16 protein-coding genes and 1 other RNA gene are annotated in these 14260 nt (G+C 45.9%); 11 read left to right on the top strand and 6 right to left on the bottom strand.

Translation table 11 applies throughout. From position 1 onward, the window contains the following. Window positions 1–16 precede the first annotated feature (16 nt). Window positions 17–2488 carry a glycoside hydrolase family 3 C-terminal domain-containing protein gene (locus tag ACT6R0_RS04080; RefSeq protein WP_444651535.1) on the top strand — a complete coding sequence of 824 codons (2472 nt, stop codon included), beginning with the start codon at window positions 17–19 and terminating at the stop codon, window positions 2486–2488. A gap of 99 nt (window positions 2489–2587) precedes the next feature. Here ACT6R0_RS04080 and ACT6R0_RS04075 read toward each other — a convergent pair whose 3' ends face one another. Beyond that, window positions 2588–4180, bottom strand: a complete 1593-nt coding sequence (locus tag ACT6R0_RS04075; RefSeq protein WP_444651533.1) for a L,D-transpeptidase family protein — start codon at window positions 4178–4180, stop codon at window positions 2588–2590. A 164-nt stretch (window positions 4181–4344) separates the two neighbouring features. On the opposite strand from ACT6R0_RS04075, the gene trxA reads away from it, so the two are divergent. Further along, the gene (gene trxA, locus ACT6R0_RS04070; protein WP_444651531.1) at window positions 4345–4650 is read left to right on the top strand and encodes a thioredoxin; all 306 of its coding nucleotides are present in this window, start codon (window positions 4345–4347) and stop codon (window positions 4648–4650) included. Between the two features lie 63 nt (window positions 4651–4713). Here trxA and ACT6R0_RS04065 read toward each other — a convergent pair whose 3' ends face one another. Both ACT6R0_RS04065 and ACT6R0_RS04060 read right to left on the bottom strand, forming a co-directional pair. Beyond that, complete coding sequence (locus ACT6R0_RS04065) at window positions 4714–5367, bottom strand: HAD family hydrolase (protein ID WP_444651529.1); 654 nt, start codon at window positions 5365–5367, stop codon at window positions 4714–4716. A gap of 90 nt (window positions 5368–5457) precedes the next feature. After that, a complete protein-coding gene (locus ACT6R0_RS04060; RefSeq protein WP_444651527.1) occupies window positions 5458–6114 on the bottom strand; it encodes an HAD family hydrolase in 657 nt (218 codons plus the stop codon). A gap of 155 nt (window positions 6115–6269) precedes the next feature. Between ACT6R0_RS04060 and ACT6R0_RS04055 the strand changes: the two genes are divergently transcribed. The 3 genes from ACT6R0_RS04055 to ACT6R0_RS04045 are packed head-to-tail and all read left to right on the top strand — an operon-like array spanning window position 6270 to window position 7717. After that, window positions 6270–6812 (top strand): RNA polymerase sigma factor, encoded by a 543-nt coding sequence (locus ACT6R0_RS04055; protein ID WP_444651525.1) that lies wholly within the window; start codon window positions 6270–6272, stop codon window positions 6810–6812. A 30-nt stretch (window positions 6813–6842) separates the two neighbouring features. Then, on the top strand, window positions 6843–7256 hold the full coding sequence (locus ACT6R0_RS04050) for a hypothetical protein (protein WP_444651523.1): 414 nt from the start codon (window positions 6843–6845) through the stop codon (window positions 7254–7256). A gap of 2 nt (window positions 7257–7258) precedes the next feature. Next, entirely contained in the window at window positions 7259–7717 is a 459-nt protein-coding gene (locus ACT6R0_RS04045; protein WP_444651521.1) for a sensor of ECF-type sigma factor, read from the top strand. 70 nt (window positions 7718–7787) lie between these two features. Here the strand turns inward: ACT6R0_RS04045 and ACT6R0_RS04040 are convergent, their stop codons facing one another. Then, on the bottom strand, window positions 7788–8843 hold the full coding sequence (locus tag ACT6R0_RS04040; protein WP_444651519.1) for an oxidoreductase: 1056 nt from the start codon (window positions 8841–8843) through the stop codon (window positions 7788–7790). 84 nt (window positions 8844–8927) lie between these two features. On the opposite strand from ACT6R0_RS04040, the gene ACT6R0_RS04035 reads away from it, so the two are divergent. Both ACT6R0_RS04035 and ACT6R0_RS04030 read left to right on the top strand, forming a co-directional pair. After that, window positions 8928–9638: a hypothetical protein gene (locus ACT6R0_RS04035; RefSeq protein ID WP_444651517.1), complete on the top strand. Its 711-nt coding sequence runs from the start codon at window positions 8928–8930 to the stop codon at window positions 9636–9638. Further along, complete coding sequence (locus ACT6R0_RS04030; protein ID WP_444651515.1) at window positions 9631–10263, top strand: NUDIX hydrolase N-terminal domain-containing protein; 633 nt, start codon at window positions 9631–9633, stop codon at window positions 10261–10263. The genes ACT6R0_RS04035 and ACT6R0_RS04030 overlap by 8 nt, the downstream gene beginning before the upstream one ends. A gap of 3 nt (window positions 10264–10266) precedes the next feature. On the opposite strand, the gene ACT6R0_RS04025 is transcribed toward ACT6R0_RS04030, so the two are convergent. After that, window positions 10267–10626: a DUF983 domain-containing protein gene (locus ACT6R0_RS04025; protein WP_444651513.1), complete on the bottom strand. Its 360-nt coding sequence runs from the start codon at window positions 10624–10626 to the stop codon at window positions 10267–10269. Between the two features lie 136 nt (window positions 10627–10762). Here ACT6R0_RS04025 and ACT6R0_RS04020 point away from each other — a divergent pair, with 136 nt between their 5' ends. The 4 genes from ACT6R0_RS04020 to ACT6R0_RS04005 all read left to right on the top strand — a co-directional run bounded on the left by ACT6R0_RS04020 (window position 10763) and on the right by ACT6R0_RS04005 (window position 13841). After that, entirely contained in the window at window positions 10763–11641 is an 879-nt protein-coding gene (locus tag ACT6R0_RS04020) for a helix-turn-helix domain-containing protein (protein WP_444651512.1), read from the top strand. A gap of 208 nt (window positions 11642–11849) precedes the next feature. Continuing rightward, the gene (locus ACT6R0_RS04015) at window positions 11850–12653 is read left to right on the top strand and encodes a DUF3822 family protein (protein ID WP_444651510.1); all 804 of its coding nucleotides are present in this window, start codon (window positions 11850–11852) and stop codon (window positions 12651–12653) included. Next, window positions 12650–13219 carry a 16S rRNA (guanine(966)-N(2))-methyltransferase RsmD gene (rsmD, locus tag ACT6R0_RS04010; RefSeq protein ID WP_444651508.1) on the top strand — a complete coding sequence of 190 codons (570 nt, stop codon included), beginning with the start codon at window positions 12650–12652 and terminating at the stop codon, window positions 13217–13219. Before ACT6R0_RS04015 ends, rsmD begins: the two co-directional genes overlap by 4 nt. Window positions 13220–13229: 10 nt before the next feature. After that, window positions 13230–13841, top strand: coding sequence for a hypothetical protein (locus tag ACT6R0_RS04005; RefSeq protein WP_444651506.1), 612 nt, complete (start codon window positions 13230–13232; stop codon window positions 13839–13841). Here the strand turns inward: ACT6R0_RS04005 and rnpB are convergent. Further along, an RNA gene (gene rnpB, locus ACT6R0_RS04000) (RNase P RNA component class A) lies at window positions 13836–14154 on the bottom strand. The genes ACT6R0_RS04005 and rnpB overlap by 6 nt on opposite strands. Window positions 14155–14260: the final 106 nt, after the last annotated feature.

Genomic DNA, 14260 nt, shown 5'->3' with positions numbered 1-14260 from the left:
AACAAACATCTGTATCATGCGCGACCATTTTATCATTGCGGCATTCGCGCTTTGCCTTTCGGCGAATGCCCAGGTTTACAAAGACCCTAAAGCTAACACTGAAAGCCGTGTCGAGGACCTGCTTTCGCAAATGACCCTCGAAGAGAAGATCGACTACATCGGCGGCTATGAAGGCTTTTACATCCGTGGGATAGAGCGCCTCGGACTGCCAAAAATAAAAATGACCGATGGCCCGGTGGGTACCCGCAACTATGGGAAGACCACAGCTTACCCGGCATCGATACTAAGCGCTGCGACCTGGGACAGGAACCTGGGCTACAGGCTGGGCGAGGCTCTGGGCAATGATGCCCGGGAGCGCGGCGTTCATATTCTGCTGGCACCGGGTGTAAATATTTACCGTGCCCCAATGAACGGGCGCAATTTTGAATACCTGGGCGAGGACCCCTACCTTGCCGGCGAAATGGCAGTAGCCTACATAAAAGGCGTACAGAGCAAAAAAGTAGTTGCCACCGTAAAGCATTATGCCGCTAATAACCAGGAATGGGACCGCAATAATGTGAGTTCCGACATGGATGAGCGCACGTTGCAGGAGCTCTACCTGCCTGCGTTCAAAGCAGCAGTACAAAAGGGGAAAGTGGCTGCCGTAATGAACAGCTACAACCTTGTGAATGGTGAGCACGCCACTCAAAACAGCCATCTTAATAACGATATCCTGAAAGGCGACTGGAAGTTTGACGGCATCCTGATGTCTGACTGGGTAGCAACGTATGATGGTGTGGCTGCAGCCAAAGGAGGCCTTGACCTCGAGATGCCAAAAGGCGAATTCATGAACCGTGAAAACCTGTTGCCTGCCATTAAAAATGGTATGCTAAGCGAAGAGGTTATCAATGATAAGGTGAGGAGGATATTGCGCATTATCTTCCGTTTTGGGTTTTATGATACACCCTATACCATGGCTGATACTTTGAAACCCAATCCTGAAAGTGAAAATGTAGCACTCGACCTGGCACGCGGAGGCATCGTACTTTTAAAAAATGAAGGCAATATCCTGCCATTATCGAAAAATATTAAGACCATTGCAGTGGTTGGGCCAAATTCCAACAAATACATTGCGGGCGGCGGAAGCTCATATACCGAACCTTTTCACTACACCACTCTTTTAGATGGTATTAAAGCCGCCGCACCCAATGCAATAGTGAACTTTGTAGACAACAGCATTCCCCAAATGGAGGACTATATCGCATCCTCACCATTCTATACCAGTAAGGGCGCGAAAACACACGGGCTGAAAGCAGAATATTTCAGGAACAAAAACCTTGAGGGAAAGCCTGTTGCCACTGTGACCGACAGCAGTATGAACCACAACTGGCCCGGTGCGCCGGAGGTTTTGGGAATGCCTGAAGATAACTTTTCGATACGCTTTACCGGTGTGGTTCGGCCTGAAAGAACAGCGACCTATAAATTGGGGGTGCGCGGCGACGATGGCTTCCGCCTTTATGTGGACGACAAGCTGGTCATAGACATGTGGAATGACCATGCCGCTACGTTAAAGATGACCGAATTATACCTCGAGGCAGGCAAGGAATATAACGTACGCCTGGAGTTCTATGAGAATGCCGGCGGGGCGGTGATCTCTTTTGCCGTATATCATGAGGTGATCGACTTTAGCGCAGCCGTAACAGCCGCAAAAGCATCTGATGTGGTGGTACTGAGCGCCGGCTATGACATGTCGAGCGAGGGAGAAGGTTTTGACCGGACTTTCGAACTCCCTTCCTACCAGGAAGCGCTCATAAAAGCTGTTACTTTTGCCAACCCAAATACAGTTGTGGTGCTATATGCCGGCGGTAATACCGATATGCGCAACTGGCTGCCGCAAACCAAGGGGCTGCTGAACGCATGGTATCCCGGGCAGGAAGGTGGTACAGCCATTGCCGAGATACTTTTTGGTACTGTGAACCCAAGTGGCAAGCTGCCTGCCAGTTTTGAAAAACGCTGGGAAGAGAACCCAACGTACGACAGCTATTATGACCCTGATAACAATAAGGCAGTGACCTATGGCGAAGGCCTGAACGTAGGCTACCGCTTTTACGACCACAGCCGCACTAAGCCGCAGTTCGCGTTCGGCTATGGGCTATCGTATACCAAATTTGAGTACTCCGACCTTAAGGTTTCCGCCAAAGGCACCGATGTGACCATAACCTATAAAATTAAGAATACCGGCAGCCGTGATGGTGCCGAAGTGAGCCAGGTATATGTACGCCAGCCCAAAAGCCCGGTTCAGCGACCGGTAAAAGAACTGAAAGGCTTCGATAAGGTATCCCTTAAAAAAGGTGAGTCGAAAACAGTGACCGTAAAGCTTGATGCCGATGCCTTTTCTTATTACAAGGCCGACAAGAGATCCTGGGGCTATGATCCCGGCACTTTTGAGGTGATCGTAGGTGCTTCCTCGGAAGATGTCAGGCTAAAAGGCAATGTTACCATTAAATAGCCATAAACTACTAGCCACGTATCACACTATTTACCATTAAATGACATGGTTAAATAGTGTGATCCGTGGCTAAATTATTTACCTTCCTGGAACGGTGAACTACTTCGCCGCGTACAGGAACTGCGACAGCCTGCCGTCACGCTCATAGATATCGTCGAAGAAGGCGATGTTGCCATTCTCGTCGGCGAGGGCGGTAAAGTAGGTAATGTATACCGGTATCTTGCGCTTAAGGTTAAAATAGGTCTCCTTAGTACCGTTCATTGCCGCATCTACTTTGCTTGCGCTCCAGTTGGACTGGTCTTTGGTAATGGCAAGGGCCAGCTCACGTGCTTTTTCCACCCTTACACAACCGTGGCTGAATGCCCTGTCATCTGCATTGAAAAGGCTCTTAGCCGGCGTATCGTGCAGGTAAATGTTATTCGAGTTAGGGAACATGAATTTTACTTTGCCTAATGAGTTCTGCCCTCCAGGCTTCTGCCTTACGCTTTTGCCGTTCCATTCCATATTATGTTTAGAAAGATAATTAGCATCTTTGGCAATGCCCGGCATGATCTCTTTTTCAAGGATGCTTGGTGGCACGTTCCAATATGGGCTAAAAACCAGGTAGCTCATCTGACCGCTGAACACCACTGTCTTGTTAAGTTCCTTTCCTACCACGACCCTGGAAATAAGCGAAGGCTTGCCATCCTTAACATAACGCATGCGATATGACGGAATATTTACCACAATGTATTCCTGCTGTTTGTTTATGGCAGGCGACACCCATCGGCAACGCTCCATGTTCACAGTGATCATCCTGATCAGGTCCTTAACAGATACATTAAGTTCCTTAACCATTTCCGGACCTATCTTGCCATCAAAATCACGATTGTGCTTCTCTTCATATAATTTTAATCCTGTTGCAAGGTCGCTGTCGTACATAGCACTTTTCGAATCGTTTTTCAGGTAGCCTTCCAAAGCCAGTCGTTTGCGTATCTGTACTATAGCCTTTGCCGAATCGCCTTCCTTCAATGACTTTACACCCTTATCAAGCACAATTTCGCCCCAGCCGCCTTTCTTCTCGATCTCGCGGTATTTTGCCAGCCCTTTTTTCAGGTTGAAGTACATTGCAAAAAGCTCCGACTTGTCGCCTTTTATCTTTTGTGGCTCCTTCATCAGCGTATCAAGATAACCTACATAGTCCATCTTTTCGCGTGGCAGGAACCATCCCGTTTCACGGCTTTTGCTCGCATCAAGGCCATTAATTACTTTTTTGGCATAATACATATACATGGAGCTTATCAGCAATTCCGATTCCATGTTGGGCTTCTCTCCCCTTCCGGCATCTTCGAAAACTTCGTCGAGGTTCTTTTTATAAGGTATCTTCATTGGCAAGCCCTCATCATCCAGCTGGTTCACGCGGTTGTAAAGTACCTCGGCAAACTCGATAAGCCCGCGCTTTTCGTGCCAAATGTAATGATCATGCTTTTGGTATAGTTCACGGATGTCCTTTTCAAATTCCTTGTATTGCGGAAATTTTTTGAAATACGGATCGAATGCGGCAGCATCAATGGGAATGTCGGCACCATCGTGGTCGTGTACCTCAGTATTGGCATCGGCTTCGGTTTTATCCTTATCTTTTTTACAGGAAACTGTGGTAAGCGTGAACCCGAACAGTAGGGCAATTATCAAATGTGCTTTTCTCATGGTCATGATCTCTTTTTTATTAAAAGTAATCATTTTAACATTTGGCCCACATTACTTCTTGTCAGATTTAACTAACAATTATGAGCATGCCACAGGTTATCATAATTTTGTGTAAAAGCCTTTATGCCCTGCAAAGGGTTTAGTAATTTTATACATTAAATTATAAGATCATGGATAGCTTCAATACGATCATCAACAGCAAAGAGACGGTATTGGTAGACTTTTTCGCCACATGGTGCGGGCCTTGCCAAATGCTTGCGGCCATACTTAAAGATGTAAAAGACACACTGGGCGATGAGATAAAGATCATTAAGGTAGATGTGGATAAGAACCAGTCACTGATGAGCGATCCCCGTTTTCAGGTAAAGGGCGTACCTACACTGATGCTTTTCCAAAACGGAAAAATGCTGTGGCGGCAGTCGGGCGTAATGCCAAAGGAAGAGATCATAAGGACGATAAAAAGCCTTACTCAATAAGTTTCGGGTTCAGGGTTGCCACACTTCATGGAAAATCCTAAACCAGAAATACAGGACTGTTCGCTATAAATTTCGTAGTTTTTTATAGTCCAGTTGCTTAAAATCGGTGATCACCAAATCAGCCAGTGAGGTATCCTGCCCCATGGAGTGCTCACTCTTGTAACCGATGCAATATACCCCGGCGGCTTTGGCGGCTTTAATGCCGTTGGTGCTGTCCTCAATGATAACACATTCCTCTTTTGCAAAACCCGACTGTTGTACGGCTTCGAGGAATATGTCGGGATGGGGTTTGGAAAACTCAAAATCCTCCCCGCTTATTTTAGCATCAAAATAAGAGTGCAGGCCGAAGCGTGTAAATACTGCTTCGATCTTTCTTTTGGATGCAGATGACGCCAGCAGGAGCTTCATTCCGTTACGGTGCAGGTCGATGATAAGGTCTTTCACACCAGGAAGCAGGTCAAGGTCGGCCGCATTATCAAAGGCTTCAAAGTAATACTTGTATTTTTCTTCAAGCAGTTCTTCATGGGTCATATCTATCGTGTATAGACTTTTGAGCTTCTGGATGATATTCTTATCAGAATTCCCTATGAAGGTACTGTACACCTCATCCGGTACAGTAATTCCAAGTGCCTTATACAGCTTTTGGTTAGCGCCATAGCCTATCGGCTCGGTATTGACCACTACCCCATCCATGTCGAATATTACGGTTTTCTTCATATTTTGATATTATGTCCCATCGAGCTCAGTCGAGATCCCTGGACGTTAGGTTCCCGACTGCCTGAACTGACAGTATTACATTCCTGAAAACTATTTCAGATCTTTGATCCTTTTAAGATCCAGCTCATTAAAATGGGCGATGATCATATCTGCCTCGGCCAGTTCCTGCAATATGGCGTTCTCGCTCTTGTAGCCAATGCAATAGATGCCGGCGGCTTTGGCGGCCTTAATGCCATTGGTACTGTCTTCTATAATAATACATTCTTCAATTGGCGTGCCTGAGAGTTCGGCGGCTTTCAAGAAGATAGCAGGATGCGGTTTTGACTTGGGGAAATCCTCACCGCTCACAATGTGTGAAAAGTACGGGTACAGCCCAAAACGACTGAACACCCTGTCGATGGTCACTTTAGCCGATGAAGAAGCCAGCACCAATTGCATCCCGTTGCTGTGCAGATCAATAATAAGGTCCTTTACGCCCGGCAGCAGGTCAAGGTCTTCTTTTTGGTCGAACGCGTTATTGAACAGTTCTCTCTTTTGGTCTACGAGGCCATCTACATCATAGAGCAGTTGGAAGGTCTCCTTTAGCTTTTGATACACATTTTTGGTAGAATTTCCTGTAAATGATCCATACATTTCGTCAGAGACCTCAATGTTCAGGTGTTTGAAATGCTGGTTGTAGGCAAAATAATGAACGGGCTCGGTATCAACGATAACGCCGTCCATGTCGAATATTACGGTTTTTATCATGGCTGTTACTAAAGCGCAAAAGTACGGCATGATACCGTAAGAATAAAACTGCCCGACTTAAGATATTGTTATTTTATGGCGACGGTATCGGAATTTTTGTAATTACGGATTAAACCATTTCCCGTAACTTTAGTCCAATACCAAAAAATTTCCACTTGCAGGACGAAAAGGCATTTATCGCGGAATTGCTCGACCCAAAAACGCAGAACGTGGCGTTCCGGCAGCTTGTATCCCAATACAGCAGGCCGTTGTACAACCACATCCGCAACATTGTAATTGACCATGACGATACCGATGACGTATTGCAAAACACGTTCATAAAAGTGTTCCGAAACCTGCAGGGCTTTAAAGGGGAAAGCAAACTGTTCTCGTGGATATTCCGAATTGCGACTAATGAGTCCATAACCTTCATTAGTTCCAAAGCAAAAAAGAGTAGCATTAGCAATGAGGAATTGCAGCAGAAGGTCCTTAACAACCTTCAGGCTGATGATCATTTTGAAGGCGATGCACTGCAGCTAAAGCTCCAACAGGCAGTAGCGACGCTTCCCGAAAAGCAGCAGCTTGTCTTTAAGATGAAATATTTTGAAGACCTGAAATATGATGAGATATCCAAAATACTGGGCACATCGGTAGGCGCATTGAAAGCTTCTTACCACCACGCTGTGAAAAAGATCGAAGATCATATCAATCCCCATTAAACCTTTTGAAAAAAAAATAGTCTTATAATTATGAGCGACTTCAGATTAGATAATGAGCCTAAGATAACCACGGGATTTAAAGCCCCCGATGCGTATTTTGACCATTTTGCCGACAGGCTGATGGAGCAGCTTCAGGAACGTGAGGAGCCGAAAGTGATCCCGCTTTACAAGAGGAGGCCGGTATGGCTTTCGGCAGCGGCTTCGGTTGCTATATTAGTGGGAGCAGGTATTTTCCTGATGACCAATACCGGTACTGCAGCAGCACAGCCCGATGATGCCGCCATTGAGCATTACCTCGTGTATCAGGCCAACATCAACTCTTACGACCTGATGCAGAACCTGGATACGGATGACCTTGCCGAGATGGAGCAGTCCATCGCTGTGAGTGATGAAGCGATCGAAGAATACCTATACGATAAAACAATTGAAGACTTAAACGAATAGCCATGAAGATGAAAATAAAGCTGATACTACCGTTGCTGTTACTGTTCTCGGCAAGCCTTTTTGCCCAGGGAGGCAAGGATAAAAAAGAAAAATGGGAACAGGTAAAAACACTAAAAGTGCCTTTTATAACAAATGAACTCAAGCTTACTGCAGAGGAGGCAGAAAAGTTCTGGCCTGTATACAATGCCTTCGAAGAAAAGGAATACGACCTGCGCCATAACAAGATGCGCAAGCTGATGAAGAAGATAGATCAGGCGGGTATAGATAAATTATCCGATAAGGATGCGCTGTCCTACCTCAACCAAATGGAGGATGCTGAAGAAGAATTGTTTAACCTCCGTAAGAAAATGGTTGCCGACCTGAAGGCCATCATTGGCCCCGCAAGGATGTTGATGTTAAAAAAGGCAGAGCGCGACTTCAATAAAAAGCTGCTTGACAAGTATAAGGATAAGAAAGGTTGATCTAATAATTGATGATCGGTTGGTTGATTGATCGAAAGGAGCTTCGGCTCCTTTTTGTTGGAGCCGCTAACTATTTCAATTTCAAACGCACGACTTTTTTCTGTCCGGCAAGGATAACTGTCTTGTTATCGGCAAACCGTATGGTGTGGTATATATTTTCGTCAAGTATTTTTTTCCAAGTAGTACCACGATCAAACGAATACCATATACCTGACGGCCCGGCTGTCATCAGCTCATTGCCGTTGCTGCCGGGAACGAACTGCACGCACGAAGCATACCCGAAAGCCTGCCCATCGGCTGCTTTATCCCATGTTTTACCGCCGTCTGTAGTCAGGATCTTATTGCTTTTATTCGACTCTGCTTTTTCATAGTTACCCCCTACCGCAAAGCCAATATTCTCATCATATAGATCAGCTGAATATATCCCGTCGGCCGCACCGCCCTGAACGATCGGAGTATCATATACTTTCCAGCTTTTGCCTTTGTCTGCCGAATAAAAAACACGCGACTTCTTCCCACCCGATACGATCCAGGTGCTATTACCCTTTACTATCAGATTGGTATTGCTTGCCGCGAAGGCTGCTTCGCCTTCGGCAACTTTGGGGAGGCCCGTACACGGCATTTTCTTCCATGCGTTCCCGCCGTCGGAAGTGATAATGACCGACAGGCAATCCTCTGTAGGGTCACCCATAGCAATGCCCTCCTTATCATTATAGAACTGCATACTGTCATAAAACACCTTCTCGCCGGTTTCACTGTACACTTCCTTACTGTTCTTGCCATCTTTAGAAATTTTGTACAGCATGGCAGGCGTACCTGCATTCAATATAAAAATATCATTTTTAGTCTGCGCAATAGCCCTGAACTCAGGGAAGATCGTGTCTTTTGCAATGACACCGCTAAAGTTTTTACCTCCGCTCAGCGATACCCATCCATATTTGCCCATACTGCCTGCATACCAAGCCTTATCGCCATCAATGGTTATCGCGCGGATGCTAATTTCTTCGCTAACAAGTGTATCTGCTTCGACAGCAGTGAACGATGGCTTGTAGTCTTTCTTCGCTTCCTCTTTTTTGCAGGAGAACATCGCGCCGGCAAGCAGCAGCAGTAACAGGCTTTTTTTCATATTTGGGTATTTATCATGGCTAAGATAATAATTTAACATCCAAAGCCGCGTTAATGGATTTTATATATTTACCAAAAGTATCCTATGAAACGCCTTGCCATACTGATAATGCTGTTAGGTGCGCTACCCTTTTTCGCACAGACGGCAAGCATAAAATTCATGCCCGGCATTGGGGAAGGGAAAGATGGCTTCCGTACGGAATTTGCCTTGTCCGTCAACGGCAAAGCACTTAAAATAATGGATAGCCTTCCGCAGAAGATACCGCTTGCGAAAAAGGGTTTTGACAAATGCGCCGCCATCATCGGGAAAGACACGCTGCATTTTCTGGCAAAATTCAGGAAAAATGAAAAGTACACCATACAGCCCGGATGCTGCTGCGCGTTCTTTATCCTTGTGCCCGAAAATAACCCACAGCGCGGTACGATAAGCTTTACCAATACAACTATGGAAAACCTCCTGCTGATAGCCGCCGAGGCCAATATTGAGGAAGTGAACCCCGGCCAGGCAAAAACGATTTTTGCGCACGGATCGGCGATGTGCACTTTCAAGCCCTGCTCTATAGTAGTTGCCAAAACCGCTTACAATGACCCGAAATACGATTATGATGGTGATGTGAAAGACTATGATTCGCTTTGGGCAGAACAAGAACAATACATAATTGACGGCGCATGGTTCCACTTTATGCACGGTGAGAAAATAAAGGTCAGCCTTGATGAAGCGGCCGGAAAAATAACTTTACTGCCCGATGGCTACCTGAAGCCTGAGGAGTACCAAAAATTCTTTTACAATGAATGAAGGGATACTTGAAGAGATAAAACGCCTGAAGAACATGGCTGACATTGGCCTGCTTTATGCCGATAACCAGTTTGACAAAGACCGCTATACCGAATTACTAGCCATGAGCCACCGCCTGCTAGCCAAAGTGAGCGGGAATGATGAGGATTCCATAAGATCGATCTTCCTTCCGGTAACAGAATATCCAACCGTGAAGACCGATGTGCGTGCCCTGGTGCTGTCTGATGATAAAAAGAAAGTGTTGCTTGCAAAGGAAAGTGTTGATGGGAAATGGACATTGCCGGGCGGCTGGGCCGATATAGGCGAAACACCCAAAGAAGCAACAGAAAAGGAAGTTCGTGAGGAGACCGGGCTTATTGTCGAGGCTAAAAGGCTGCTGGCGGTTTTCGATAAGCGTATGCACCCGCACCCGCCGCAACCCTACTATATTTACAAGCTGGTATTTTACTGTGAGGTACTATCCGGCGAACTGGAAAGCGGCTTTGACATGCTGGGCGCGGGCTTTTTTGACATACATAACCTGCCTGAACTGTCAACCGACAGGATACTTGATAGCCAGATAAAGCTGCTGCACCACAAAGTGGTCAACAACGATCTTGAGGCCTATTTTGATCAACCATCCTGAAACCTATACCTGCCTGCCCCCGCCGTCGAACATATAGATCCAGATCATTCGCGACAGCCTAAAGTTAAAGGTGCTGAGGAGTATTGACATTAATCCGATAAGTACAACTATGGTCACGAAGCTTTCTATGAATAAATGTGCCAAAAGGAAAAAAACGATCATCTCGCCTACCGTTACTGCATAGCTTACGAACATGGAGCCGAAAAAGTAACCGGGCTCCTTCTCGAACTTGTGGCTGCATACAGGGCAGCGTTCGTTCATGCGGGGCATCTGGAAAAGCAAAGGGTTCCCTTTTTTTGTGAAAACTTTTCCCTTACCACATTTCGGACATTTTTCTGTTATGATACCTACTAAAGCTGACATATTATTTTTTTGGTAAAGGTACGATGATCGCAAGCATTGTAGCAATAGATTATTTACGCAGAAATTTGTACTTTTCGGACATTATCAATAACAATTACGACTCAGATATTTACACATACGATATACTCATATCATAATGAAAAAAACATCGGTGCTCCATATAGCGCAGTTTAATGACGGGCAGGGTGCCGAGGAATTTCACGCCAACACGCTGCAGGACCATTTGCAGACACGGCACAAGGACATAGCCCATCCACACTCGCACGATTTTTACGTTGCCATGCTTTTTACAAAAGGTACCGGCACGCATGAAGTTGATTTTACAGCTTATGAGGTAAAGCCATGGTCAATGTTCTTCCTTAATCCGGGGCAAACGCACCACTGGGAACTATCGGACGATACCGAGGGCTATATCTTCCTGCATTCACAGGCGTTTTACGACCTGCATTATACACACAGCCGCATCAACCGCTTTCCGTTCTATTACAGCATGTACCAGTCGCCCGTAATATATCTGGAAGCATCACAAACCGAAAGTTTCAAAACCCTGTTCCGTACAATATTGACTGAATATAATGCTGACAGCCTCCTGAAGAAAGAAGCGCTCATCGGCCTGGCAGACCTCATTTATATTTCTGCCACGCGCCTTTACCCTACTTACAGCGATGAGGGTCATGTGTCCGAAAACAACTATTACGCCAGGTTCCGTGAGTTTGAAGCATTGGTAGAGCAGCATTACCTCCAAATTAGATCGCCTTCGGCCTACGCCTCGATAATGGCCATCACGTCCCGGCACCTCAACCGCATTACACAGTCGGTCGTAGGCAAGTCGGCTATCGATGTGATACAGGACCGCCTGCTTCTTGAAGCCAAAAAACTAATGATACGGCAGAACAGCACCTTCTCTGAAGTTGCCTACGCCTTAGGCTACGAGGATTACGGATACTTTTCGCGCATCTTTAAAAATAAGGCCGGGCTAACGCCTAAGGCATTTTTGGAGCAGTATGGGAAATAGTTTTTTACCACAAAGAATTCCACAAGGTACACAAAACCGTTTTGCATAAATTCACAAATCGAGGCTTCATCTATGTGGCCTTTCAATGAAGGGTGTCTCCCGCCGACATTAAGAGATCTTTGTGGACTTTATGATAAAAACTTTCTTTAACTAATGGCTGACCAGACATAAAAAAATAAATTAAATTTGCGCTTCAACCCGGTTTTCCATGAACGACACCATAACCTCAAAGAATTATAAGAAGCTTACGCTCCAGGTAGCGCAGGGCGGTATGTCGTTTTGCTGTTTCGATACCCTCAACTGGGAGGTAACAAGCTGCAAGTCGGTGGCATTTTCAAAATACAGCCCGGTTGAGGAAGAGCTTTGGAAGGCCTTTGTGAACCACCCGCAGCTTACCCGCCCGTATGACGAGATCGTGGTGCTGCACGATAACAGCTTTAACACCTTTGTACCCGACGCGCTGTTCGACCAAAACTTTTTGGGCAGCTACCTCCAATACAATACCAAGGTGTTCGAAACCGACTTTTTCGCGTTCGATGCCATAAGCAATTATGAACTGAAGAATGTGTACGTGCCATTGATGAACGTGAACAATTTCCTTATCGACCAATTTGGAGCCTTTGATTACAAGAACGCTAATAGCATACTCGTAACCAAACTATTAGAAGCATCGAGAAACGTCGACGAGAAGCTGGTTTTCGTACACGGACAGGACAGCCATTTTGAAGTTGTTGTGGTGCGCAATCAAAAGCTGCTGCTGTTCAATTCGTTCGAATACAAAACGCCTGAAGACTTTTTATACTACCTGCTTTTTACCATGGAGCAGCTGTTCCTGAACCCCGAAACGGTAAAGGTGCAGGTGCTCGGCAAAATAACCGAAAGCCATCCTTGCTTTGAACTTGCTTACACCTACATTAGGCATATTGCATTATATGATGCCCCGGCATTGCGTGAAAAATGGGGCAAAACACAGGAGGAAGCGCTGGAACACTTTATACTATTCAACTCATGAGGATCATTTCCGGAAAATACAAGGGGCGCAGGATAAGTCCGCCGAAAGGCCTGCCCGTACGGCCAACTACCGACATGTCGAAAGAGTCGCTGTTCAATATCCTGAACAACCGTTTCGATTTTGAAGGCCTTAAAGTGCTCGACCTTTTTTCGGGCACAGGCAACCTGAGCTATGAATTCGGGTCGCGGGGCGCGGCAGCTATTACGGCTGTAGATGCCGATTTTGGCTGCATCAAGTTCATCAAGCAGACGGCGGCAGAATTCGACTTCAATATTTCTGCCGTAAAGAGCGATGTATTGAAGTTCCTGAGCGGACATAAGTCGACTTATGACATTGTTGTGGCCGACCCGCCTTACAATTCCACCCAAAAGGAATTTGAGGCCGTGGTAACGCAGGTATTTGAAAACAATTTACTGAACGAAGGCGGCATGATGATCATTGAGCATTCTAAGCATACCCCGCTGAATCATCTAAAGCATTTTTCTTTTGACAAGAAATATGGTGGGAGTATTTTTTCATTTTTTGAGATAAGCAATATTGATGACAACAGCAACGAGGAGATTTAAATAATTCGTCATGGCAGACAAAGAATACAACGCAGACGACATAAGTGCAGTTTCATTTCAGGAACACGTCCGTATGAGGCCCGGCCTTTATTTTGACGAATGCTTTAGTGAGAGATCATTGGACCCATTACCATTAGAAGCGGCCTGCCATGCCATTGATGAGCATTTTGATGTTAGGTGTACTGCAATTGAGTTTGGCATCGCCCCAAACAATTTTCACATCCGTTATAATGCAGGGATGTTTTTAGGGGAGACAGGCGGCATGAACATGGCCGAAGCAATAATGACACAGCTGTTTGCCTGCAAGAACCATAAAAAGCATCTATCTGTAGGTGAGGAATTCTGCAAGATCGGCATTGCCACCATTAACGCGGCGATGGAGGAATGCACGCTCGTAACGGTAAATGAAGGCTATAAAGGGACTTTTACTTTTAAAGCAGGGGAAACGGTAACACGCAATGTTGAAGATACTGATGAATCGGATAGCACCATCATTTACTTTACGCCTGACCCTATTATTTTTGGGAACCTACAGTTTACATTAAACGGGGTTGAGCAAAGAGTAGCGAAGCTGAGGCCAAGATTGCCGGAGCTGGAAATAGTTGTAAAGGAAATAAAATAAAGCAGGCCTGTAAGCCGGATTCTGTACCCCCGCGGGGCCCTTATCATTTATCTGGATGCAGCATTACTGCCGGCACTCAATCTGCCTACCCCCCGGCATCGGGCGGGCCGCCCTACATATAGCCGGTATACATGGCATTTCACCGCATAGAGTTTACCTGGTTTCACTACAGCATTACCTGTACATACTTTCTGTTGCACTTGTCCTCCCGCGGTTCTGCATACCGCAGTGACGGGCATTACCCGCTATGCTGCCCTCTGGTGTCCGGACTTTCCTCGCTCTGTTGTCAGAACGCGATAAGGCGGCCTGCTTGCGGCAAAGGTACGTTTTTGATTTCAGATTTCAGATCGTAGATCTTAGATTTAGCTGCAATCCTGATCCTGGGAACATCCATTCCCTCTATGATCAGTACTAAAAAC

This window comes from Flavobacterium sp., assembly GCF_052437795.1.
Lineage (GTDB): Bacteria > Bacteroidota > Bacteroidia > Flavobacteriales > Flavobacteriaceae > Flavobacterium.
Note: the sequence above shows the minus strand (reverse complement) of the source record. Positions and strands in the feature narration are given on the sequence as shown.

Coding starts and splice junctions, on each gene's coding strand:
- ACT6R0_RS04080 (WP_444651535.1), top strand. CDS start 17: ATGCGCGACCATTTTATCATTGCGGCATTCGCGCTTTGCCTTTCGGCG.
- ACT6R0_RS04075 (WP_444651533.1), bottom strand. CDS start 4,180: ATGACCATGAGAAAAGCACATTTGATAATTGCCCTACTGTTCGGGTTC.
- trxA (WP_444651531.1), top strand. CDS start 4,345: ATGGATAGCTTCAATACGATCATCAACAGCAAAGAGACGGTATTGGTA.
- ACT6R0_RS04065 (WP_444651529.1), bottom strand. CDS start 5,367: ATGAAGAAAACCGTAATATTCGACATGGATGGGGTAGTGGTCAATACC.
- ACT6R0_RS04060 (WP_444651527.1), bottom strand. CDS start 6,114: ATGATAAAAACCGTAATATTCGACATGGACGGCGTTATCGTTGATACC.
- ACT6R0_RS04050 (WP_444651523.1), top strand. CDS start 6,843: ATGAGCGACTTCAGATTAGATAATGAGCCTAAGATAACCACGGGATTT.
- ACT6R0_RS04045 (WP_444651521.1), top strand. CDS start 7,259: ATGAAGATGAAAATAAAGCTGATACTACCGTTGCTGTTACTGTTCTCG.
- ACT6R0_RS04040 (WP_444651519.1), bottom strand. CDS start 8,843: ATGAAAAAAAGCCTGTTACTGCTGCTGCTTGCCGGCGCGATGTTCTCC.
- ACT6R0_RS04035 (WP_444651517.1), top strand. CDS start 8,928: ATGAAACGCCTTGCCATACTGATAATGCTGTTAGGTGCGCTACCCTTT.
- ACT6R0_RS04030 (WP_444651515.1), top strand. CDS start 9,631: ATGAATGAAGGGATACTTGAAGAGATAAAACGCCTGAAGAACATGGCT.
- ACT6R0_RS04025 (WP_444651513.1), bottom strand. CDS start 10,626: ATGTCAGCTTTAGTAGGTATCATAACAGAAAAATGTCCGAAATGTGGT.
- ACT6R0_RS04020 (WP_444651512.1), top strand. CDS start 10,763: ATGAAAAAAACATCGGTGCTCCATATAGCGCAGTTTAATGACGGGCAG.
- ACT6R0_RS04015 (WP_444651510.1), top strand. CDS start 11,850: ATGAACGACACCATAACCTCAAAGAATTATAAGAAGCTTACGCTCCAG.
- rsmD (WP_444651508.1), top strand. CDS start 12,650: ATGAGGATCATTTCCGGAAAATACAAGGGGCGCAGGATAAGTCCGCCG.
- ACT6R0_RS04005 (WP_444651506.1), top strand. CDS start 13,230: ATGGCAGACAAAGAATACAACGCAGACGACATAAGTGCAGTTTCATTT.